Origin of the sequence: Anoxynatronum sibiricum (genome assembly GCF_039414295.1) — a bacterium.
GTDB lineage: Bacteria > Bacillota > Clostridia > Peptostreptococcales > Tindalliaceae > Anoxynatronum > Anoxynatronum sibiricum.
In genome coordinates this window covers 165,520-188,175 of sequence record NZ_JBCITM010000001.1, presented here as the reverse complement: position 1 = coordinate 188,175, position 22,656 = coordinate 165,520, and the positions used below count along the sequence as shown (strand labels likewise).

The window sequence follows — 22,656 nt, the reverse complement described above, 5'->3', positions numbered from 1 at the left end:
CCGCCTTTCAGTCTAATTGCTTTTTTGCTTCCTGTGAGCCTTCTGTTACTGTTTCTGTTACTGTTATTGATACTGATACTAATACTAATATTAGTGATGTTGCTCATGTTGCTAACACTGTTAACGCTTTTGATGAAATTTGATGGAACGGATTTTCATCCATCATTTTACCACATCCTTGTTCTGCATCAAAAGCATTCATCTGTTATAATATGATCATACCAGATGACAAGATCAAAAGGAGGCATCGCCGCATGGGTGTCAAGCGAGTTTTTGTTGAAAAAAAAGAGGCGTTTCAAGGAGAAGCGCGCCAATTGTTTCAGGATTTATATGACCACCTGAAGCTCACAGCCCTTCACCGGGTACGCGTTTTGAACCGCTATGATGTGGAGGGAATCGATGAAACCACATTTGAAAAGGCACTGACAACCATTTTTTCCGAACCCCCACTGGACGACGTTTACGTGGAATCCTTTCCCGTACAAGATGACGCCCATTTACTGGCTGTCGAACTGCTTCCCGGTCAGTATGACCAGCGAGCAGACTCTGCCGCCCAGTGCATTCAGCTGCTCACCCAGGAACAGCGCCCCGATGTGACTTATGCCAAAGTCATGGTATTTGAGGGAGATCTAACACCTGACGATCTCATGCGCATCAGTCACTATCTCATCAATCCGGTGGAATCGCGAAAAGCCTCCCTTGAAAAACCAGAAACCCTGAAATTATCGCTAACACCTCCTGAAGCCGTTGCAGTGCTTTCCGGTTTCACCACCATGACAGCCTCTGATCTGGCTGATTTTGCCGGCCAATATGGTCTTGCCATGTCTGTGGAAGACCTTGCTTTCTGCCAGACCTACTTCAGGGACACTGAAAAACGAGACCCTTCCATCACCGAAATTCGCATGATTGACACTTACTGGTCTGACCACTGCCGTCACACCACCTTTCTCACAGAAATCACCCAGGTGGATTTTGAAAACAACCCTTTAAATCAGCCGTTGCAGGATGCCTGGCAGCTTTATCAGCAGAAACGCCAGATGGTCTATGGAGATCAGCTGGCGGAAAAACCAGCCTGTCTCATGGATTTAGCCGTCATTGCCATGAAAGAAATGCGTCAGGCGGGCAAATTGGATGATCTGGAAGTTTCTGATGAAATCAATGCCTGCAGTATCATTGTGCCAGCCGACATTGACGGCCACATGGAAGACTGGCTGGTGATGTTTAAAAACGAAACCCATAACCACCCCACAGAAATTGAACCTTTCGGCGGTGCTGCCACCTGCCTGGGAGGTGCCATTCGCGACCCCCTGTCTGGCCGTTCCTATGTCTATCAGGCCATGCGCATCACCGGCAGCGGTGACCCCCGCACCCCCCTGGAAGAAACCCTTCCCGGGAAGCTCCCGCAACTAAAAATCACCCAGGAAGCCTCCCATGGGTACAGTTCTTATGGAAACCAGATTGGCCTGGCCACCGGCTATGTGAAAGAGTACTATCATGAACGTTTCGTGGCCAAACGAATGGAGCTGGGGGCTGTCATTGGCGCTGCTCCCAAAAGCCAGGTCACGCGGGCATCTTCAGACCCGGGTGATGTGATCGTGCTGGTAGGGGGACGTACCGGCCGGGATGGCTGTGGCGGTGCCACCGGCTCTTCCAAGGAGCATGACGAAACCTCTCTGGCCACCTGCGGTGCAGAAGTTCAAAAAGGAAATGCCCCCACAGAACGAAAAATCCAGCGTCTTTTCAGAGACCCGGCTGTCAGCCGTCTCATCAAAAAGTGTAATGACTTCGGTGCCGGCGGTGTTTCCGTCGCCATCGGCGAGCTGGCAGACGGCCTCCTTGTTGACCTAGATCAGGTGCCCCGAAAGTACGAAGGGCTTGATGGCACCGAACTGGCCATTTCAGAATCTCAGGAGCGCATGGCCGTGGTGCTTGATCCTGCTGATGAGACAGCTTTCATCGCTGCCGCCCAAAAGGAGAATCTGGAAGCCGTCAGAGTGGCTGTTGTCACCGAATCTCCCCGACTGGTGATGAACTGGCAGGGCACTGCCATCGTTGACATCGCCCGTTCATTCCTTGACACCAACGGTGTCAAACAGCAAACAACCATGAAAGTTCCCGCTCCCCTTTATGACGCTTCACCCCTGGTACAGCTGCCCGAAAACCTGAAACATTCCATGAAAAAAGCCCCTGATGACCTGCACCGCCACTGGATGAAAAACTTATCTGACCTGAATGTTTGCAGCCAAAAGGGTCTCATCGAAAAATTTGACAGCACCATTGGCGCAGCCACCTCCCTTATGCCGTTGGGTGGCCTTCATCAGCTGACGCCGGCCGAAGGCATGGCCGCCCGGCTGCCGGTGCTTCAGGGAAATACCACCACCGTCACCGGCATGACTGCCGGTTATCATCCGGATCTGGCCTGCTGGAGCCCCTTCCACGGGGCATACTACGCGGTGATGGAATCTCTCTGCCGCCTGGCTGCCATGGGTTTCTCAACTCAAAAAGCCCGGCTCACCCTGCAGGAATACTTCGAAAAACCAGGAGATGACCCGGTACGTTGGGGACGCCCCCTGGCAGCTCTGCTGGGAGCCTACACCCTGCAACAGCAGCTTGAAATTCCGGCCATCGGCGGCAAAGACAGCATGTCGGGCACTTTTAAGGAGTTGGATGTCCCTCCCACACTGGTTTCATTTGCCGTTGCAGCCGGAAAGGAACATCATCTCTGTTCACCGGAATTTAAGGAAGCCGGTCATCCGGTGGTATGGCTCCGCCCACAGGCAGATCCCCACACACTGCTGTTGGACACTTCTCAGATGAAGGTACTTTTTGAAAAACTGCATCAACTGATTGGAAGTGGTCGGGTACTGGCCGCCAAAACCGTCGGCCAGGGAGGTGCATCTGCAGCTCTCTCCCACATGTGCTTTGGCAACCGGGTGGGCTTCCGGCTTCAGGAAGACCTGGGTTTGGAACCCCCTGCGCTGTTTCTCCCTGCTCCCGGCAGCTTTCTGCTTGAAATGACTGATAAAGAGGCTGTGGATGAACTATTGGAAACATTTCCCGGATGCCTGCTGGGACTCACCATCGAGACACCTGAAATGCAGCTTCCCGAAAAAGCCATTTCCCTTGATGATTTGCTGAAAGCCTGGCAGGAGCCGCTGGAGACTGTTTTCCCCACGAAGACATCGCCAGATAGACCGGAATCTATTGCCACCGCCACAGCAAAGCCTGCCATCAGTAACCGTCCCCTTGTCAAAACACCACGTCCCCGGGTGGTGATTCCCACCTTCCCCGGCACCAATTGCGAAATGGATACCCTGCGGGCACTGGAACGGGCGGGAGCAGATCCTGAGTTGCTGATTTTCCGTAACCTGACTGCCAATGACATTGACGAAAGTGTGCAGGCATTGGCCGCAGCCATTCACCGATCCCAGATGGTGGTACTCCCCGGCGGCTTCAGTGCCGGTGATGAACCCGACGGTTCCGGCAAGTTTATCACCGTTGTGTTCCGCAACCCCCTTATTCAGGATGCCGTCCACCAGCTTTTGAAGGAACGGGACGGTCTGATGCTGGGAATCTGCAATGGATTTCAGGCGCTGATCAAGCTGGGGCTGGTGCCTTACGGAGAGATTCGCCCACCCCATGAAGCCGCACCCACACTGACCTTCAACACCCTTGGCCGCCACGTCTCCGGCTTGATTCGCACCCGGGTGACCTCCAGCCTGTCTCCCTGGTTCGCCGGCGTCACTCCCGGCCAGATTCACACCCTTCCCGTCTCTCATGGCGAAGGACGCTTCATTGCACCGGAAGACACCATCGCTCAGCTCATGGCATCCGGCCAGGTGGCTGCCCAGTATGTGGATCTCTCAGGTCAACCTGCCATGGCACTGCCGCATAATCCCAACGGCTCCATGGGTGCCATTGAAGCACTGACAAGCCCTGATGGCCGAATACTTGGGAAAATGGCCCACTCTGAACGCTGCCTGCCGGGATTATATCGTAATGTGCCCGGAGACTACGATCAAAAAATACTTGAATCCGGCGTGAAATACTATCGTTAATCCCGTCACTTTATGGTATACTGTAGCGTGCCCGTCACAAAGGAATAGTATGATGACTGGAAAACAAGAATAACTGGAGGGTTGAAAGTGGAAAAAAAATGGTTTTATGAAAAAATGAGCCCCGAAACAGTGTACGGTTACCATGTGACACCCGTCCACGAGGAGAATACTGGTTTTCAGGAACTTCAAATTGTGGATCACGGCCACTTTGGTCGTATGATGATTTTGGACAATGTGGTCCAGACCACCGAGAAAGACGAGTTTGTTTATCACGAAATGATGACACACCTGCCCATTATGGCACTGGCACGCCCTGCAGAAAGCATCCTGATCATTGGAGGCGGTGACGGTGGCATTCTGCAGGAATGCCTGCGCCACGACAGCGTGAAACGAGTGACCATGGTGGACATTGACGGCCGTGTCATTGAAGTCAGCAAAGAAATGCTCTTCTTTAAAGATGCTTTCAAAGATCCCCGTTTGGAGCTTATCGTGGGTGATGGTGCTGCTTATGTGGCCGGCGAAGAAGCCCAAAACAAGAAGTTTGATGTGGTGATCGTCGATTCTCCCGACCCGGTGGGTCCTGCAATGGTTCTTTTTGAAGCACCTTTCTATAAAAACATCAGCAATTGCCTCAATGAAGACGGGATCATGGTTCGTCAGGCCGGCGTTCCGGTCTTTCAGGCGCCTGAGTTGAAAGAAGCTGTTGAACATGTGCAGCTCTCCTTCCCTCATGTGGCCGTCTACCGTGGCGTAGTGCCTGTTTATGGCGGCGACATGGCCTTTGTCATTGCCTCCAAAAACGGCGCCCCTGTCGATCAGCCAAACGGTCAGTTCACCGGCAAATACTATCACACCCGCTTCCACAATGCGGCTTTCGTATTACCTGCCTTTTGGTATGATGTGACCGGACTTCCCATGGAGTAGTCACCTTAAAATTTTCACTTTTTCATCATTCAAGCCTGTTGCATCCCTGCAACAGGCTTTCTTATTGGTGCTGAAGGCACCATTGTTTCTCATTGCCTTGACATTTTCCATTATTTCGTTTAAACTTATTTCATATTATAATCATTACACATTGAAAGCAGGTGGGTTATAAATGAAAATGGAATCCACAAAACCAAAATCAATGGAAGAACTGAACCAATACCTACAGGAACATGGTGTCAAGCCATCCTATCAGCGAACCCGCATCTTTGAATACTTGCTGAACCATATGACACACCCCACTGTTGATGAGATTTATCAGGCACTGTCAGATCAGATCCCCACCCTTTCCAAAACCACTGTGTACAACACCTTGAAAGCCTTCATGGAGGCACAGTTGGTTCGCATGGTGAACATTGAGGATCACGAAGCCCGTTATGACGTGGATTTAAGCACCCATGGTCATTTTAAATGCGAGCAATGTAGTACCATTTATGATTTTGAGCTGGATATGACCCAGTTGAAAAATGAGTTCCTGGATACCTTTTTAATTAAGGAACGCAACGTGTATTATCAGGGCATCTGTAACCAGTGCCTTTCAAAAAGTAAACGGCATTAATGAGACGGCTGTCCACTCCTAGTAAGCAAGGTCCCTGCGCCGGATTTTCCGACTCAGGGATTTTCCTGTTTCCACAAATCACACCCACCCTGATGAACCCATTGTCGTCCACGCTGGTCAAGGCTGATGAAATCGAAGACAGATCACGAATGGCGTGTGATGATTCTCAATGAAAGGACGAAGACTTATGTATCAGGGAATTATTCTGGAAGGCATTTCAGGCTCCGGTAAAACAGAGGTGCTGCAGGCATTGCTTCACCACCCGTTACTCAACACTCTTTCTGCCGCTTCCCGGCTCATTCTCACAGAACATCATACCCAGCGGGTGCTGGAACTCCAGGAACAACGTAGAAGGCTGCAACCGGAAGACCACATCGCACTGCTTGAGGAGTTGACTTCGTTTATTGAAGGCTGTGCCGCCCGTACCCTTGGCCGGGGATGGAACGAAAATCAGCTGGCTTCCCATGATCTTTTTTTCCTTCTTGAAAGGTTTCATCTCACCCATGTGTTCCGGTTTCCCCACATGAAGTGGGATCATGTGAAGGAAGTTGACCAGCGACTGAAGCCACTTGGAACCATTCTCTGCCTATTGACTGTCGATGCTGAAACGCTGGAAAAACGTCTGTTTTCCAGACAACATACCTGTTGGCTTCAATACCTGAAGCAATATGGCGACACACCTGCTGCTATTGTGGACACCTTCATGAAACGTCAAGAGGAAGCCCGCCGACTTAGTCAGAGCTCCTGCCTGCCGATCTTGGAGATCAACACTTCTTCAAAAACAGCCAGCACAGTAGCCCAGCAGATCATCACCACCCTTTCCCTTCCGGCTGTCGAGAAATACTCCAATGAAATTTGATGGAAGTTCAATTAAAAAACTTCCCCGTAGCCAGGGAAGTTTTTAATTTTATTCTCATCTATTCTCAATGATCACTCGCATTGATTCATCATTTGTCACGCGACTCATTTTTTGCGTCGTGTGAGCGTCAGACCGCCTACTCCTGCCAGTGCCATAAGACCAAACATCATCATTCCTGCATCACCTGTCTGTGGAATGGGTTCCTGTGCAGGAGCCTCAGTCACCACCGGCTCTTCCACTGGTTGAGGGGTCGGGGCTTCTTCCATCACCAGCTGGAACCCTGCAGGTACCAGTACGGCATCGATGACATGAATCACACCGTTGGATGCTTCAATATCAGGAATAATCACCTGGGATTCATTGACGAATACGCCGCCATCTAAATCAATCATCACATTCTGTCCGCCCACTGTTGCCGCCTGCATGCCATCTGAAAGGTCTGTGGACATCACTTTGCCACTCACCACATGGTACAGCAGCACATCGGCCAATGCTGGCTGGGCCAAAAGTTCTTCTGCCGTTACATCCAGAGCTGCCAGTAACGCTGTGAAGGCATCATCTGTGGGTGCAAATACGGTGAAGGGGCCTTCTCCCTGAAGGGTTTCCACCAGTCCTGCCCGCTGCAGTGCTGCTGTCAGTACGGTGAACCTGCCGTCATTGACTGCAATGTCAACGATGGATGGGAGCACCTCTGCCTGCTCTTCCGCTTCCTCAACCACCAGCTGGAACCCTGCGGGTACCAGTACAGCATCGATGACATGAATCACACCGTTGGATGCTTCAATATCAGGAATAATCACTTGGGACTCATTGACGAATACGCCGCCGTCCAAATCAATGGTCACATTCTGTCCGCCCACTGTTGCCGCCTGCATGCCATCTGAAAGGTCTGTGGACATCACTTTGCCACTCACCACATGGTACAGCAGCACATCGGCCAATGCCGGCTGGGCCAAAAGTTCTTCTGCCGTTACATCCAGAGCTGCCAGTAACGCTGTGAAGGCATCATCTGTGGGTGCAAATACGGTGAAGGGGCCTTCTCCCTGAAGGGTTTCCACCAGTCCTGCCCGCTGCAGTGCTGCTGTCAGTACGGTGAACCTGCCATCATTGACTGCAATGTCGACAATATCATTTTCTTCTGCAAATACCTGGCTGCTGATTCCAAAGAACACCAAGCTTAAAACCAGTAACATAACCAACACTCTTTGACTTTTCATTGTGTTCCCTCCTATTTCTTTTCAATGGTTTTTTCGACAATCTCATCTGCTCTGTTGTTGTTCGCAGATGATCTTTTCAACTATTCACATTTTACCCTCCACCGACAACCTTAAACACGTTATGAAATTTTTATTGTATCTGTTTGAAAGTAATATTTCGAAATGTTATAGTTAAATCAGAAAGGGTATCTAACTGGTAAGCAGACGATCCTGTCAAACTGCTTATTATCACTGGACTGATTATTGAATGGCGTCAATTGCCAACAGAGATTGAGGTGTTTCTCATGAAAAAATTGATTCGCATCATGTCCATCTTTTTTCTCATTGTGGCCATCGTAGCTATCGGTCTTCGCTGGCTGGAAAGCCAAAATCAGCAGGCTTCCATTTTAGAGGCCCAACAGCGCTTCCGTCAGGACTATGACAGCAATGAACTGGGATCAGAAGAAACGTCAACAGTCTTGACCGATCTATCCGGTATCAGTAAATCTGCGCCCGAGATACTGCCAGAAATTGCCAACCTTCAATCTGTGAATCCACAGGTTACCGGCTGGATTCAGATTCCCGGGACCCCTGTGGATTATCCTGTCGTTCAGGCTCACGACAATGCGTTTTATCTGGATCATGACTGGCAGGCTGAAAAAAACCGGGCAGGAGCCATCTTTATGGATTACCGCAATGATGTCAATGCTTTGACACTACCGGCGACTCACACCATTCTCTACGGACACCACATGAGGGATGGCTCCATGTTCCAGTCATTGACCGCTTATAAGGATCCTCTTTTTTTACAGGATCATCCTGTAATTCATATCACAGATCTTCATGAAACACATCGGTTTGAAATTTTTTCTGTCTATGTCACCACCACTGATTTTTATTACATTGAAACCCATTTTGAAGACAGACCCACCTTTGAGGCATTTATCAATGTGTTGCAAGAAAAATCCAAGCATTCCTTTGCGCATTCCATCACTGGAGAAGAGGCTCTGTTGACACTCTCCACCTGTACTTACGAGTATGATGATGCGCGTCTAGTGGTGCACGCCCGTTACCTTGAAACCCTTCCCAGGAAAGGAAGTTGAAGTCATGGCACAAAACTTTGGAGACCGGCTGCGCGGTCTGCGTAAAGGACAGAAAAAAAGCCAGCAGGAACTGGCTTCTATGTTGGGATTGTCACAAACCACCATCGCCAATTATGAAAACAACAGCCGATTTCCAAACGATACCACTCTGTTGCAGTTGGCCGATCATTTCCAGGTAAGCCTGGATTATCTGTTGGGACGTACTGAAGACGCTTCTCCTTTCTTGTCAGGTTCAGTAACACATCCTCCTCAACAACCGGATGAAGCTTGGAGTTATCGTTATCTGGAAGCCTTGATCAGAACAGATATCAGGGAGGCATGGCGCGTGTTGAGCCTGGCTTCCAACATGGGCATTCCTCTTGAAATAATTCATGATCAAATCATCAAACCGGCCCTTTACGAAGCAGGTGTTCAATGGCAAAAAGGAAAGCTGGACATTGCCCAGGAACACTTTATCACCGCAGAAACTGAACGATTTATTTCCCTTTTACGCAAAAAACCATCGTCCGTCAGCACCGGACCGCTGATTGTCGCACTTGCAGCAGGAGACGAACGCCATACCCTTGGCCTGCGCATGGTCAGCAGCGCTTTGGAAGAAGCCGGTTATACCGTTATGTATCTTGGCAGCCAGATCCCTTTCAGCAGCTTGCAGTTTGTCCTCAACCAATACCCGGTGAAGGTGGTTGCCATCTCTGCTGCACTCCTTTCTCATGTCAATGAGGCGCGTTTTTTCATTCACAGTCTGCAGGAACTTGAATCATATGATCATATTAAGGTATTGGTGGGAGGTCAGGCTTTCACTGATACCCCTCATTTATGGAAGTCCATCGGTGCTGATGGTTATGCCTCTGATGCCGTCAGTGCCATTCAGGAAGTGAAACGGCTGTTGAAGCATCAAAAGCCTGACAAAAAATCCCTCCCAAAAAACTGATATTTTCCAAATAAATCAGCAGGACTTTTTGACTTTTTGTTGAATACAGCATAAAGTGGTTTCATAAGAACCGGAGTCTTTATCTGCATTTGATAAACCGGATCAGCAACAGCACGAAAGGAGCCCGTCAGCTGTGATAAAAAAAGACAATGGTCAGAAAGAGCACAAGATGGCATTACTGATTGATGGTGACAATGCTCAGCCTTCCCTCATTACCAAGATGCTGTCAGAAACCGGTAAATATGGATCAGTCACCATTAAACGCATTTACGGTGACTGGACAACGCCCAACATGAAAAGCTGGAAAGACACACTGAATAATTATGCCATCCAGCCCATTCAGCAATTTCGGTATACAGTCGGAAAAAATGCCACCGACAGTGCCCTGATCATCGATGCCATGGACATCCTTCATGGTGAACTGGTGGATGGTTTTTGCATCGTTTCCAGTGACAGTGATTACACCCGGCTGGCAACACGCATTCGTGAGAATGGTACTTTTGTGATGGGAATTGGCGAACAAAAAACCTCCAAAGCTTTTGTCAATGCATGTGATGTGTTTATTTACACCGAAAACATCGCTCCCAAAGAGCCAAAGCCAACAGCAAAAAGTGTACCAGGCAAAAAGAAGGAAAAAACCAAGGAAGCCATTGTACTCGGATTACTAAAGGAAGCCTTTGAAATGGTGGTTCAAGAGGATGGTTGGACTCATTTGGGATCTCTTGGAAAAGCGCTGCTGCAACTTGACCCTGGCTTTGATCCACGCACTTATGGATACCGTCAGCTCTCTCAGCTGATTGAGGCGTTCCCGGCACAATATGAGTTAAAGCGCCTTGACGCAGTTGGTCCCAGCAGCGTTTATGTCAAAATGAAAGAATAGTGAAGTGTTGAACAAAAAGAGGGCATTCCGCCCTCTTTTTTGTGTGAGTTTTACTGTGAATCAATGGTCACCATTCGGTTTTCTGCATCAAAGTGAATTCGCACACCAAAAGCGTCAATAAGCAGGCGGGAATGAATCATGGTACGACCATTCCGCAGCTGTGTGGGATAAAATAAGTCAATTTGCCGGCCGTTCATTCTGGCATAATCGGCATTGATGGGAATGGTTAATGCCTGCTCACCATAGATCATTTCAGCAGCCTTTTCAGAGCTGTTCCATCGAATTTCAGCACCCATTGCTTTCGCCACAGGAGAGATGGGCAGCAGTGTGCATCCTGCTTCCACGATGGGAGGCTGATCCACCTCAAGGCACACTCCATTGACATAAAGGCAAATTTCATCTGCTTGCCCGCAGCGCGCCTGGCATTCCTCCGGCACTTCAGGATTGATAATGCTGGTACAGCGCACATCCAGCCATTGTAAATTTTCAAGCAACTGCAATTGACCGTTTTCAGCCGCCGGGTTGCAACGAAGATCCAGTCCCATGAGCTTGGGAATGGTTGTCAATGGGCGCAGATCTTCCACCTGATTTCGTGCCAGATATAAGTTCAGCAGTTCCTGCTGATTGGCCAGGGGCATGAGATCGACAATTCGATTATTACTCAAATTTAAAATCGTTAGTTGCTGAAGGCCCGCCAGTGGCTGAATGCTCTCAATTTGATTTTGATAAAGGAACAGCCTTTTCAGTCTCGTCAGGTTTTTCAGCGGAGTCAGATCTGACACCTGACTGTTGGCAATCACCAGCGTTTCAAGTCTGACAAGGTCTGAAAGCGGTGACAGATCCGACAACTGGCTTCCTCTGATTTCAAGCCTCTTCAAATTGCGAAGTCCAGCCAGTGGTGTCAGATCACTAATTGCCGTATCCTGAATCACCAGTTCCTCCAGTTGAGTTAATTTTGCAACTGGATCCAAGCTGTCAATTCCGCTGCAGAGAGCCAATCGTCGAAGGTTATGAAGCGCCTCGATTCCTTCCAGGGTTACCACCTGGTAACGGCAGTGCATTCATGTGGTGGTGTCGATGGTTCGGATACTCTCAACATCTGCAGGCTGTATAACCCCCTCTGGTTTATCTATTTCTCTTCTGATAAAAGCCTCCAGTGCCGGATCCTTGATCTGAACACTGTCACTCTCAGCAGCCACCGGTGTAAAAACCACGGATGCTGCAAGCATAAAGATTACCAGTACAACAACTGGTCGAACTCTCATCATGATGCCTCCTTTCCTAGTGGGCATTCCTGACATGTTACCCGAACTACCTCTCATTCTATTATATTCCCATTTTTCAAATTTTGTCACTATAATTTAGGACATTTGTCATTTATTTCTCTCAACTTGCCTCTTTTCCTTTTTGTGCTATTGGATCTTCTTGCACCTTAGCATTTCAATAGCTTCTTTCTTCCCGATGATCAATCTCTCTTTTGAACAAAAAAATCTCCTTTCTCAGTCTTGAAATGATGATTATTTCAAGTGCTGTTAAAAGGAGAGTCTTATTAAACAGAAGTTTCAGTGAGACTTTCGGGGAAACCATGGAAAAAAAGCACTGGTACGGGCTGCATAGGCCTCAAAATCAGGCCGACCCCTGTATTTCTTTTCCAACATGGGAACACCTGAAACAAAAACCAGCAGCCATGTGATGGTCGCAGGTCCGATGATTCCTATCCAGCCAAAAGGAACAGGCAATGCCATCAGCCACAGTCCCCACCACATGGTAGCTTCTCCAAAATAGTTGGGATGTCGGGTATAGCGCCAAAGCCCCGACTCGATTATCTTGCCCTTATTAGCAGGATCCGCCTTAAAATCCCGCAGCTGGCGGTCACCTACTGCTTCAAAGAAAAAACCAACCAGCCAGACTGCCAGACCAACTGCTTCGAACCAGCCGAAACCTGGCTGAGGCACTGCCTGAATTAACAACACCGGCGAAACCACCACCAGCATAAAAAAACCTTGCAACATAAAGACCTGAAAAAAAGCTCTGGGAACCACCCACTTGCCCCACTCTTCGCGCCAGCTGGCGTATCGAAAGTCTTCCGGCTTTCCCCAGTTACGCTTGATGATATGTGTTGCCAGGCGAATCCCCCAGATGGCCACCAGTATCATTGCCGCTGTTGCCCGCGGAGTAAAAAAACCGGCATTGACATAGGCAAATCCAGTCACTATAACAAACCCGGGACCCCAGGCCATGTCTACAATTGAATTGTTTCGAATCACCGTTGCGATGAAAAAGAGGGCTAAAAAGTAAACAAAGATTACCACCACCGACTGTACCAATAAAGTTGACATACCGTCACCTCATTCCTTATTTCTGAACCAGTGCCACCGCCACCGCTCCCCGGCCGGCATTCAGGGCAACAATGGGAGATATTTCAGTTACATATGCTGGTGGCATTCCCAGGATCTGGGTGAGTTTTTCCGCATATTCTTCCGCTTTTTCGGAAGCGTCGGCATGCACCACACAATATCGCTCCACCGGACTTTCCGCATGATGACGTTTCACAATTTCCATTATTTTACGGGTGTTGGCCGCCCTGCTGAAAGCCTTTCCAAAAGCAACACCTTTTCCAGTTTCATCAAGAGATACAATTGGTTTCAGATTCATCCACTTGGCAAGCCTGCCCTTCATAGGACTCACCCGCCCGCCCCTCACCATATATTCGAAAGTGGCTACCGACACATATATGTGGGTTTTAGGAATCAGGTTCTCCACCAGGTGTGACACTTCTTCCAATGATTTTCCTGCCTGAATGGCTTCTGCCGCCATCATAACCAACAGCCCTTCTGCCCCGGAATTTTTACGGGTATCGATGACATGGATCCTTTTTCCCGGGCGCTGCATATCAGCTGCAGCCTGCCGGAACGTCTGCCAAGTTCCACTGTTTTGTGCCGAGACGGACAGCATTAACACTTCGTCATATTGCTGCAGCAGAAAATCCAGTGTTTCCTGCACTTTTTTCACCGTTGGCTGAGACGACGTGGGATATTCTGTCACGTCTTCCAGCACCTGAAATAAAGTGGATGTTGTCAGAGTGACCTGGTCCAGAAAGGGAGCGCCTTCCACCATTACCTGCAGCGGAATCTGAAACACCTGATAATCATCCTGAAAGCTGCGGGGCAAGTCGGCGATGGAATCTGTTACCAGGGCAACAGCAGTCTTGCGTCGAAACAATGCATCCTGCTGGCGCACCATATCATCCACCTTTTGCTCTGTCAGTTGACCATGCTTCATGAGTTTTACAAAAACATTCTCCGGGTGGTCGGTATGGAAATGGAACCGACAACGAAACTCATTGCCAGCCACAATCACTGAATCACCCTGCTGCTTCAACATTTCCTTTATTTCTTCCAGGGCAATATGTTCTCCCGACAACATCCCCTCGGTGCAGTAACGATATGTTGTTTCTTCCGGTGAAAGCACTTCATAAGATATGACATCTTCTGCCACTTCAGCAGGCCGTCCTAAAAACTGTTTGTAATTGCCCGACTGAATCATTTTTCCGATGCCTTCCAGAAAATGAACAAATCCCTGCCCCCCCGAATCAACCACCTTGGCTTTTTTAAGCACTTCCAGCTTTTCCGGTGTCTTTATGAGAGCATCCCGCGCTTTTTCCAGTGAACTGTTGAGAATTTCCACAAAATCATTACTGGCTTTTCCAGCCTCATGAAAGGCTTCTGCCCAGGCTCTAATCACCGTTAACATGGTCCCTTCCACCGGTTGAGCCATGGAGCCATATGCGTAGGGGACTGAATTCACCAGAGTCTGCCCGAACCTTTCTGCTGTCATCACCTGGTGCTGATGCACCTCTGCCGCTACGCCGTTGAGAAACTGGGCCAATATGATACCTGAGTTTCCCCTGGCACCTGCCAGCGAGGCATCTGCAATGGATTGGAGGGTTTCATAAATGGAAGTGGTGGGTTTCACTGTTTGGAGTATGTGGTTGAGAGTGGAGGCCATGTTGCTGCCTGTATCACCATCTGCCACCGGGAATACATTGATTTCGTTCAAATGCCTGCGCTGCTGAGTGACTTCTCTGGTGCCTGCCAGAAAAGCATAGTAGATACGTGTGCCGTTGATGTAACGAATTTTCATGATACAACCCTCCCGGAACAGTTTAACGTCTGTTTGTATCATTTTTTTACCCATCAATAATTGCTTCAAGCAATGTTTCTTCTGAATTCATTCCATTTTTTGAGCCTGTTCATATTAATACCTGTAATGGTATCTGTCATTCACTGTGTTCTTCCAGCTGGAGTATTGCTGCAAATGACAAAACAGTCGAAAAAAACACCGCCTGCATTGGGTTTGGACTGCTTGCAAAGCGGTGTTTTCAGTTGTCACATCCTCTGAATCACTGACTGAGTTGCTTCTTTACATCGATAAAGCCGCTGAAGCAGTTGTCATTGGAAAAGTCACATAAGTAATCATCAAAATCGATACATTAGAGGCTAATAGCATAATTACCCTGACGAAAAACTGAAATTTGCTCCCCCTCAGAGGTAATCCCCTTAATTTCCATGTCAGCGGTTCCAATCATAAAGTCCTCGTGCACCAGGGAGTCATTGATGCCCGCCTTCCGTTGTTCTTCTTTCGACATCTCTGTTCCACCTTTCAGGCAAACAGGATATGCTTTTCCAATGGCCAGATGGCAGGAAGCATTCTCATCAAAAAGAGTGTTGTAAAAGAGAATGCCAGTATTGGAAATGGGTGAATTGTGAGGCACCAACGCCACTTCTCCCAGGTAGCGGGAACCCTCGTCAGTTTCAATGAGACCCTTTAATGTCTCATAGCCTTTTTCTGCGGTAAAATCCACTATTTTCCCCTGTTTAAAAGTGATGGAAAAATTTTCAATGAGATTCCCATTATACTGCAAGGGCATGGAGCTGACCACCAATCCGTCAACTCCTTGACGATGGGGCAGCGTGAAGACTTCTTCTGTGGGCATATTGGCAATGAAGTCAACTCCCTGCTGCGAGACCTCGGCTCCCCCCGTCCAGATATGCCTTTCAGGAAGGGTGATGGTCAGATCAGTCCCCAAACTGTTGGAGAAATGCAGCTGATGGAACTGTTTTTCGTTCAGCCAGTGACTCATTGTTTCCAACTGCTCTTTATGATGTTTCCACGCTGCCACCGGATCAGGTTCATCCACCCGCACCGATGTGAGGATGGCTTCCCAAAGCGCCTCCACTGCCGCTTCTTCCCCCATTTCAGGAAAGACCTTTTTTGCCCAGCTCACCGTTGGCACCGACACCACATTCCAGGTATTGGCGTTACCCATGAGCCGTTCCCGAAACTCGGTATTGGCTGTATTGGAAGCTTTCTGGGCGCGCATGATGCGCTGAGGATTCACGTTTTTCATCAGTTCAGGATCTTCTGCTGCAATACTGACAAAAGCGGCACCTTCTCTGGCATAAGTTTGATAAAACATGCGTTTCCATTCAGGGTATTCGTCAAAGACAAACTCCGGCGCTTTCAGGTATTTGATTTTCTTCGAAAGCTCGTCGTTCCAGTCCATGACCACTTCACGGGCACCTGCCTCATAGGCCTGTTCTGCCACCATGCGGGCAAAAGCTGCAGTCTCAATGGGTGCAGTAATCACCAATGTTTGCCCCTGCTGAAGGTTAACACCCGCTTTCACAATCAATGCTGCATATTTGTTGAAGCGTTCCTGATTCATTTGATTTCTCCTTTCTTCATGCACTTCCTATGGTTGGCGGTAAGAGTGCAGCAGCGCAACCGGTAGTCATATTTTCAAGCTGCCTCTGCCATGTCTCCTGTCCTCATCATATTATATCTTATATCCGGCACATTTTTTAGGATATTTCTTGCGAGCCTCTTGTTGTAACATATCGTAATCCTCACCTTTTGACAAGCTTCATTCAAACCAAGTGATCCACAGTTTTCATTCCCAACACGACTATAAGAAGCTTTGATTGAATTCGGTTGAGTTGGTTATTTTGCTGTGACAAAATTAACTTTTGCGTCCGGTATTGATTCCATCTGCGTATGGGGTATAATTAATAGATACCAATCGATTTATTGTCGTTCACACACGCAAGTCAGATTAATGATGGAATCATTGTTGCTGATTTCAGCAACAATGAAGACTGCCTCAAAAGGAGTTGACGCGTATCTATGGAGCACAATTATTTGACCCTGAATGTCGATGGGATGACCTGTACTGGCTGTGAACAGGTCATTCAGAGCTCGCTGCTAAAGCATCCGGGCGTGGTTCAGGCAGAAGCAGATTTTGTCACTTCATCAGTGTCTGTCAGTTTCACATCTCCGGCCACCCCAAAAAGTATTCGGGTAACCATCGAAAATGCAGGTTACACACCCCAGGTGAAGGCCTATTCTCCCGCCAGAGCATCCTTTGGCTGGGAACTGCCGCCCCCCATTAAGGCAGCTGTCAAATGGGCTGGGTTAGCACTGGTTTTGCTGCTGGCCTACCGCCTGATTCAAAAAGCCGACAGCATGGCGTTTCTGCCTGAAATTCAGGATGAAATGAGTTATGGCATTCTCTTTGTCATCGGCCTTCTCACTTCTCTTCACTGTGTCACCATGTGTGGTGGCATTGCCCTCAGCCAGTGCATCGGTGCCGGGGACCAAAGGGACCTGTCTGGCAGGCTGCGTCCCAGTCTTCTTTATAATGGCGGCCGGATTGTCTCCTATACCATCATCGGCGGTTTTATCGGTGCTTTGGGCTCGGTGATCAGCATGACCCTCCGCTCCCAGGGAATCGTCGTCATCATTGCCGGTGTTTTTATGATGATCATGGGGTTGAACTTGCTGGGTCTTTTCCCAGTACTGCGGCGCTTGATTCCCCGACTCCCCGCCGGATTGAGCGGACGCCTGGCCAATAGCCGTGAAGGCAGGGGACCTTTTGTGGTTGGCCTTATCAATGGATTCATGCCCTGCGGCCCCCTGCAAACCATGCAGCTATACGCCCTTGGAACAGGAAGCTTTGTTGCCGGTGCCACCAGCATGTTTTTCTTTAGCCTGGGTACTGCGCCCCTCCTGTTTGCCCTGGGAGCCCTGAGTACATTTGTCAGCCAGCGCTTCAACCGGCGGATGCTGGCCGCCAGCGGGGTGCTGGTAATGCTCCTGGGAGTTGTGATGATTACCCGCGGCCTCAGCCTGACAGGAACAGTTGCCCCATCCTTTACCGCACCTTCCTACAGCAATATGGCAATGCTGGAAGATGGCCGCCAGGTCGTCCGTATTGAACTGGAGCCCTATTATTATGAACCCATCGTGGTTCAAAAGGGTATTCCTGTCACTTTCATTGTTCATGCTGAACAGCAAAATATCAACGGATGTAATAATGCCATTGTGATTCCTGCCTATGATGTACGCAACAACATTGTGGCCGGAGAGAATCTTTTCGAGTTTACCCCCACTGAAACAGGCACCATTGCCTACTCTTGCTGGATGGGGATGATTCGAAGCAGTATTCAGGTGGTGGATGACCTGTCTACCATGACTCCCTCAGCAGTTCCGGCTTCGCCCTCTCAGGGATTTCCTGAAGCTCCGGCAGACGACTGCTGCAGCGGCCCCTTTTCTTCGTAAAGGTGGCTTTGAAATCAACCACCAGCCGTCTCCAAATCAATTTTTATACTAAAAAGCACCCTGCTGAGAGGGTGCTTTTTGGTTCGTTCTTTTATTGGTTAAGCAGTTGATGCCGGTTGTCCATCACAAGACGGCCTTTTTTTATCACCCGTTCCACCACATTGACGCCAATGTGATAGGCCAAAAAGTGGTAGGAGGGGTCTTTCAGAATGATCACATCTCCCTTTTTCCCTACATCCAGACTGCCGATGGTGTCGGCCATATCCAATGCCGCGGCTCCGTTGATGGTGAGGGCGGTGATGGTCTCTTCCGGTGTCATGCCCATGTAGAGGGTGGCCAGAGCAATGATCAGGGGAATGGATTCAGTATGGCAGCTGCCTGGATTAAAGTCGGAGGCCAGGGCTACGGCGCATCCGGCTTCTATCATGTCCCGTGCCCGTGCATATTTTTCCCGCAGGCTGAAGGCGGTGCCAGGAAGCAGGGTTGCCACCACATCTTTACTGGCCATTTGACGAATGCCTTCATCAGATGCCTGCAACAGGTGATCTGCCGAAACAGCCCCCACTTCTGCCGCCAGTTCTGCCCCTCCCAGGGGAATTATTTCATCGGCATGCATTTTCAGCTTGAATCCCATCTCGCCGGCGGCTGTCAGCAGTCGGCGGGATTCTTCGATGGAAAACACGTTCTTTTCTGTAAAAATATCGCAAAACACTGCCAGATTTCCCTCTTTCACCAGAGGCAGCGCCTGTTGAATGATGGCTTCGATCATATCGCCTCCCCGGTCTTTGTACTCAGGGGCAACTGCGTGGGCACCCATATAGGTAGGCACCACATCCACAGGATGTGCTTGATCAATGGCCTGCATCACTTCCAGCTGCTTCAGCTCTGTGGCTGCATCAAGTCCGTAGCCGCTTTTCCCTTCAACGGTGGTCACACCATTGGCCAGCATGGCCGTAAGACGTTGGTAACCGCTGTTATAAAGCTCCTCAGTGGTCGCCTCCCGGGTGGCCCGCACCGTTGAGAGAATGCCGCCTCCCCGGTTCATGATATCCATGTAATCATCACCCCGAAGCCGCCAGGAGAATTCTTCTGCCCGGTAGCCACCAAATACAAAGTGGGTGTGGGAATCCACAAAACCTGGAAGAACGGCTTTTCCGGCGGCATCCACCACTTCATAGTGACTTTTGTCAATGTCGGCCATCACGGTTTCTGTGGAGCCTGCCCGGGTGATGATACCATCTTCAATCACCAGTGCACCATTCTCAATGATACCCAGATCCTTCATGGCCGCCCCTTTTTTGGCTGTGTTGCCGCTGCAGGTCACCAGCTGGGCTGCATTTATAATGATCAGATTTCCAGATTTCATGTCAACCTCCTCTTCCGCCCTTCAAACAGGGCATCACTTGCCCCGACAGCCGTTGGCTATTCCATGATTCGTTTTTCCAGCACCTGATCCATGCTGAAGTTTTCAACACCCAGGTAATACACCGCTGTATCGATGAGAGCTTCCATGGGCAGCAGCCCGATGATTTCACTGCCCACAACATTCACACCGTAGCGGCGGGCTTCAATGCGAATCAGCTCAAAGACCCGGTAAAGGGCGGTTTTACTGTAGTCTGTCATGTTCATGGACACCTGGACAATGCCCCGCTCTTTCAGTTCGATGCCGATCCCCTTGCAGTAGCGCAGTCCGCCGCTGAGATGGCGCACATTTTTGGCGATCTGGTTGGCAAAATCCAGGTTGTTGCAATCCAAGTTCACATTAAAGGCCACCAGGGGCATCCGCGCACCCACGGCAGTGATCCCGGCGGTGGGATGCAACTGATTGCCAAAATCCGGATGCCACTGAGAATCCTTGATCTTCTCTGCCATGCCTTCAAACTGGCCTTTTCGAACTGCCGCCAGATTTTCCCGGTGGGGTGCCGACGCTGCTTTTTCATAGAGGAAAATGGGCAGCTGGTAGATTTCCCAAGCGGCAGCAGCCACATCCTTCGCCATGGCAACGGCTTCTTCCATGGTCACATTGCGAATGGGGACAAAAGGAATCACGTCAACAGCACCCATCCGGGGATGCTGGCCTTCATGGCGGCTCATGTCAATGAGCTCAACCGCCACTCCCACAGCTTCCAGTACTGCTTTTTTCAATGGCTCTGGTTCGCCCACCACTGTGACCACCATTCGGTTGTGATCTTCATCACAGCTGTAATCCAGCAGTTTAACACCTTCTTTTCCCCGAAAGGGAGACACTATTTTTTCGATTTTATCCAGATCCCGGCCTTCACTGAAATTGGGAATACATTGTACGATTTGCTTCATGGTGATCTGTCCTTTCCGGTTTCAGATTATTGACACTCATTTAATTGGAACCTATTCAACAGGTATCCATTGATACTGATGGAGTCCCGTTTATCAATCACCCAGCTTTTGAGCCACCAGTGCCCTGATCTTCTCCTCATCAGCTGGATAAGGCAGGGTGATGTGATCACGGCCCTGGTTCAGCTGGTTATACTCCATGCTGGTGGTGATGGCATTTTCGTTACGGGCCCAGGCACGACGGGCCACGCCGCCCATGACATCCCACAACATGGCAGATTCAAGAATCTCATCTGCCCGCCGACTCCCGTCAAGCACCATACCAAATCCGCCGTTGATGGACTTGCCAATCCCCACACCCCCGCCATTATGGAGGGCCACCAGGCTCATTCCCCGGGCAGCATTTCCGGCGAAGCACTGGGTGGCCATATCGGCCATCACATTACTGCCGTCTTTAATGTTGGATGTTTCGCGGAAAGGCGAATCAGTGCCGCTGACATCGTGGTGATCACGGCCCAGCATGATGGGCCCAACCTCTCCCCGGCGCACCATTTCGTTAAACTTCAGGGCTATTTTCAGACGACCGTAGGCATCCTGGTAGAGAATGCGAGCCTGACTGCCCACCACCATCTGATTCTTCTCCGCGTCGCGGATCCACACATAGTTGTCACGGTCCTGACCACGGCGATTGGGGTCGATGCAGTCCATGGCTGCCGCATCGGTTTTTCGGAGATCTTCAGGATCACCACTGAGGCAAACCCACCGGAAAGGTCCATAACCAAAATCAAAGAGCTCAGGTCCCATGATATCTTCCACATAGGAGGGGAAGATAAAGCCGTCTTTGTCATCAATACCGTTCTTGGACACTTCTTTCACACCGGCATCATAGACCGATTTCAGGAAGGCGTTGCCGTAGTCAAAAAAATAGGTGCCCTGATTCACCAGTGCCTTGATCATTTCAAAGTGCAGCTGCAGGGTTTCATCCACTTTGTTAACAAATGCCTGACGATCAGTTTTCAGCATGCGGGTTCGTTCTTCAAAAGTCATGCCCTGGGGACAATAGCCGCCGTCATAGACGGCATGGCAGGAGGTCTGGTCAGACAACAGGTCAATGTGAATCTGGTTTTCCACTGCATAAGCCAGTAAGTCCACGATATTGCCATGATAGGCAATGGAAACTGCTTTTTTTGCCTTCTGGGCTTCCTTGGCCAAACGATAGGTCTCTGCCAGATCGTCGGTGACCTCTGTCACCCACCCCTGGTCGTGACGGGTTTTAATTCGTGAAGCATCCACTTCAGCGATGATCCCCACCCCGCCTGCAATTTCCACCGCTTTAGGCTGTGCGCCACTCATGCCGCCAAGGCCGGATGAGACAAAAAGAATGCCTGCCAGATCAGCATCGTCAGCAATGTTGAGTTTTTGTCGGGCTGCATTCAGCAGGGTATTGAAGGTGCCGTGAACAATCCCCTGGGGTCCGATGTACATCCAGCCTCCGGCGGTCATCTGGCCATAGTTGGCCACCCCCATCTGTTCGGCAATATCCTGGTCTTTGGGGTTGTCAAAAAGCCCCACCATCAGAGAGTTGGTAATGATCACCCGGGGATTCTCAGGCTTGGAGTGGAATAATCCCACGGGATGTCCGGAAGAAACCACCAGGGTCTGGTCCTGGGTCATCACCTGCAGGTACTGTTGAATCAGCTGATACTGCATCCAGTTTTGACAGACTTTGCCGGTCTCACCGTAAGTCACCAGTTCGTAGGGGTACAGGGCCACATCAAAATCCAGGTTATTATCCATCATCAACTGAAACGCTTTGCCTTCCAGACAGTTGCCTTGATACTCATGGATGGGTTTTGCCTTGATGATGCCTTCAGGACGAAATCGGTAACCATATATGCGCCCCATGGTGGTGAGTTCTTCCAGAAATTCCGGCGCCATGATGTCATGGTGTTCCTCCGGAATATATCGCAGGGCATTTTTTAGAGCCGTTTCTGTTTGGGCCGCCGTCAGTTTGAATCCCCGGTCTGGTGCCCGGCGGATTCCATCAGCAAATGGCTTGAGGTCCGGCAGGGGACCTGTCAACTTGATGGTCATGGCATCAGCCACATGTTGGTGCATCATTATTCATCGCTCCTCCCAGTTTCTTCATTTTC

At 49.7% G+C, this 22,656-nt stretch carries 17 protein-coding genes; 8 read left to right on the top strand and 9 right to left on the bottom strand.

Annotated elements, in window-relative coordinates; genetic code table 11:
* Positions 1 to 254: 254 nt before the first annotated feature.
* From AAIG11_RS00805 to AAIG11_RS00790, 4 genes are all read left to right on the top strand, one after another.
* Positions 255 to 4,058 carry a phosphoribosylformylglycinamidine synthase gene (locus AAIG11_RS00805; protein ID WP_343184379.1) on the top strand — a complete coding sequence of 1,268 codons (3,804 nt, stop codon included), beginning with the start codon at positions 255 to 257 and terminating at the stop codon, positions 4,056 to 4,058.
* A gap of 87 nt (positions 4,059 to 4,145) precedes the next feature.
* Complete coding sequence (gene speE, locus AAIG11_RS00800) at positions 4,146 to 4,982, top strand: polyamine aminopropyltransferase (protein WP_343184378.1); 837 nt, start codon at positions 4,146 to 4,148, stop codon at positions 4,980 to 4,982.
* A 172-nt stretch (positions 4,983 to 5,154) separates the two neighbouring features.
* Complete coding sequence (locus tag AAIG11_RS00795) at positions 5,155 to 5,601, top strand: Fur family transcriptional regulator (RefSeq protein ID WP_343184377.1); 447 nt, start codon at positions 5,155 to 5,157, stop codon at positions 5,599 to 5,601.
* A gap of 187 nt (positions 5,602 to 5,788) precedes the next feature.
* Positions 5,789 to 6,460, top strand: a complete 672-nt coding sequence (locus AAIG11_RS00790) for a hypothetical protein (RefSeq protein WP_343184376.1) — start codon at positions 5,789 to 5,791, stop codon at positions 6,458 to 6,460.
* A gap of 104 nt (positions 6,461 to 6,564) precedes the next feature.
* Here the strand turns inward: AAIG11_RS00790 and AAIG11_RS00785 are convergent, their stop codons facing one another.
* The gene (locus AAIG11_RS00785; RefSeq protein ID WP_343184375.1) at positions 6,565 to 7,677 is read right to left on the bottom strand and encodes a fasciclin domain-containing protein; all 1,113 of its coding nucleotides are present in this window, start codon (positions 7,675 to 7,677) and stop codon (positions 6,565 to 6,567) included.
* A 284-nt stretch (positions 7,678 to 7,961) separates the two neighbouring features.
* Between AAIG11_RS00785 and srtB the strand changes: the two genes are divergently transcribed.
* From srtB to AAIG11_RS00770, 3 genes are all read left to right on the top strand, one after another.
* A complete protein-coding gene (gene srtB / locus AAIG11_RS00780) occupies positions 7,962 to 8,759 on the top strand; it encodes a class B sortase (RefSeq protein WP_343184374.1) in 798 nt (265 codons plus the stop codon).
* Between the two features lie 4 nt (positions 8,760 to 8,763).
* Entirely contained in the window at positions 8,764 to 9,690 is a 927-nt protein-coding gene (locus AAIG11_RS00775; protein ID WP_343184373.1) for a cobalamin-dependent protein, read from the top strand.
* 133 nt (positions 9,691 to 9,823) lie between these two features.
* Positions 9,824 to 10,570: an NYN domain-containing protein gene (locus AAIG11_RS00770; RefSeq protein ID WP_283408039.1), complete on the top strand. Its 747-nt coding sequence runs from the start codon at positions 9,824 to 9,826 to the stop codon at positions 10,568 to 10,570.
* A 50-nt stretch (positions 10,571 to 10,620) separates the two neighbouring features.
* Here the strand turns inward: AAIG11_RS00770 and AAIG11_RS00765 are convergent, their stop codons facing one another.
* The 5 genes from AAIG11_RS00765 to AAIG11_RS00745 all read right to left on the bottom strand — a co-directional run bounded on the left by AAIG11_RS00765 (position 10,621) and on the right by AAIG11_RS00745 (position 16,298).
* A complete protein-coding gene (locus AAIG11_RS00765; RefSeq protein ID WP_343184372.1) occupies positions 10,621 to 11,631 on the bottom strand; it encodes a leucine-rich repeat domain-containing protein in 1,011 nt (336 codons plus the stop codon).
* On the bottom strand, positions 11,632 to 11,835 hold the full coding sequence (locus AAIG11_RS00760; RefSeq protein WP_343184371.1) for a hypothetical protein: 204 nt from the start codon (positions 11,833 to 11,835) through the stop codon (positions 11,632 to 11,634).
* 297 nt (positions 11,836 to 12,132) lie between these two features.
* A complete protein-coding gene (locus AAIG11_RS00755; RefSeq protein ID WP_343184370.1) occupies positions 12,133 to 12,909 on the bottom strand; it encodes a DUF1295 domain-containing protein in 777 nt (258 codons plus the stop codon).
* 16 nt (positions 12,910 to 12,925) lie between these two features.
* Positions 12,926 to 14,713 carry a DAK2 domain-containing protein gene (locus AAIG11_RS00750; protein WP_343184369.1) on the bottom strand — a complete coding sequence of 596 codons (1,788 nt, stop codon included), beginning with the start codon at positions 14,711 to 14,713 and terminating at the stop codon, positions 12,926 to 12,928.
* A 349-nt stretch (positions 14,714 to 15,062) separates the two neighbouring features.
* Entirely contained in the window at positions 15,063 to 16,298 is a 1,236-nt protein-coding gene (locus AAIG11_RS00745) for an aminopeptidase (RefSeq protein ID WP_343184368.1), read from the bottom strand.
* 458 nt (positions 16,299 to 16,756) lie between these two features.
* Between AAIG11_RS00745 and AAIG11_RS00740 the strand changes: the two genes are divergently transcribed.
* Positions 16,757 to 18,190 (top strand): urease accessory protein UreH domain-containing protein, encoded by a 1,434-nt coding sequence (locus AAIG11_RS00740; protein ID WP_343184367.1) that lies wholly within the window; start codon positions 16,757 to 16,759, stop codon positions 18,188 to 18,190.
* Positions 18,191 to 18,281: 91 nt separating this feature from the next.
* On the opposite strand, the gene hutI is transcribed toward AAIG11_RS00740, so the two are convergent.
* The 3 genes from hutI to AAIG11_RS00725 form a co-directional block, all read right to left on the bottom strand.
* Positions 18,282 to 19,556, bottom strand: coding sequence for an imidazolonepropionase (gene hutI / locus AAIG11_RS00735; RefSeq protein ID WP_343184366.1), 1,275 nt, complete (start codon positions 19,554 to 19,556; stop codon positions 18,282 to 18,284).
* 56 nt (positions 19,557 to 19,612) lie between these two features.
* Positions 19,613 to 20,506 (bottom strand): glutamate formimidoyltransferase, encoded by an 894-nt coding sequence (gene ftcD / locus AAIG11_RS00730; protein ID WP_343184365.1) that lies wholly within the window; start codon positions 20,504 to 20,506, stop codon positions 19,613 to 19,615.
* A gap of 93 nt (positions 20,507 to 20,599) precedes the next feature.
* Positions 20,600 to 22,624: a urocanate hydratase gene (locus tag AAIG11_RS00725; protein ID WP_343184364.1), complete on the bottom strand. Its 2,025-nt coding sequence runs from the start codon at positions 22,622 to 22,624 to the stop codon at positions 20,600 to 20,602.
* Positions 22,625 to 22,656: the final 32 nt, after the last annotated feature.

What these genes read in the sequence shown, in the direction of transcription:
- AAIG11_RS00755 (WP_343184370.1), bottom strand. Translation starts at nt 12,909, where the DNA reads ATGTCAACTTTATTGGTACAGTCGGTGGTGGTAATCTTTGTTTACTTT.
- AAIG11_RS00725 (WP_343184364.1), bottom strand. Translation starts at nt 22,624, where the DNA reads ATGATGCACCAACATGTGGCTGATGCCATGACCATCAAGTTGACAGGT.
- AAIG11_RS00750 (WP_343184369.1), bottom strand. Translation starts at nt 14,713, where the DNA reads ATGAAAATTCGTTACATCAACGGCACACGTATCTACTATGCTTTTCTG.
- srtB (WP_343184374.1), top strand. Translation starts at nt 7,962, where the DNA reads ATGAAAAAATTGATTCGCATCATGTCCATCTTTTTTCTCATTGTGGCC.
- AAIG11_RS00805 (WP_343184379.1), top strand. Translation starts at nt 255, where the DNA reads ATGGGTGTCAAGCGAGTTTTTGTTGAAAAAAAAGAGGCGTTTCAAGGA.
- AAIG11_RS00765 (WP_343184372.1), bottom strand. Translation starts at nt 11,631, where the DNA reads ATGCACTGCCGTTACCAGGTGGTAACCCTGGAAGGAATCGAGGCGCTT.
- AAIG11_RS00785 (WP_343184375.1), bottom strand. Translation starts at nt 7,677, where the DNA reads ATGAAAAGTCAAAGAGTGTTGGTTATGTTACTGGTTTTAAGCTTGGTG.
- AAIG11_RS00790 (WP_343184376.1), top strand. Translation starts at nt 5,789, where the DNA reads ATGTATCAGGGAATTATTCTGGAAGGCATTTCAGGCTCCGGTAAAACA.
- AAIG11_RS00775 (WP_343184373.1), top strand. Translation starts at nt 8,764, where the DNA reads ATGGCACAAAACTTTGGAGACCGGCTGCGCGGTCTGCGTAAAGGACAG.
- hutI (WP_343184366.1), bottom strand. Translation starts at nt 19,556, where the DNA reads ATGAAATCTGGAAATCTGATCATTATAAATGCAGCCCAGCTGGTGACC.
- AAIG11_RS00795 (WP_343184377.1), top strand. Translation starts at nt 5,155, where the DNA reads ATGAAAATGGAATCCACAAAACCAAAATCAATGGAAGAACTGAACCAA.
- AAIG11_RS00740 (WP_343184367.1), top strand. Translation starts at nt 16,757, where the DNA reads ATGGAGCACAATTATTTGACCCTGAATGTCGATGGGATGACCTGTACT.
- AAIG11_RS00745 (WP_343184368.1), bottom strand. Translation starts at nt 16,298, where the DNA reads ATGAATCAGGAACGCTTCAACAAATATGCAGCATTGATTGTGAAAGCG.
- ftcD (WP_343184365.1), bottom strand. Translation starts at nt 20,506, where the DNA reads ATGAAGCAAATCGTACAATGTATTCCCAATTTCAGTGAAGGCCGGGAT.
- AAIG11_RS00760 (WP_343184371.1), bottom strand. Translation starts at nt 11,835, where the DNA reads ATGAGAGTTCGACCAGTTGTTGTACTGGTAATCTTTATGCTTGCAGCA.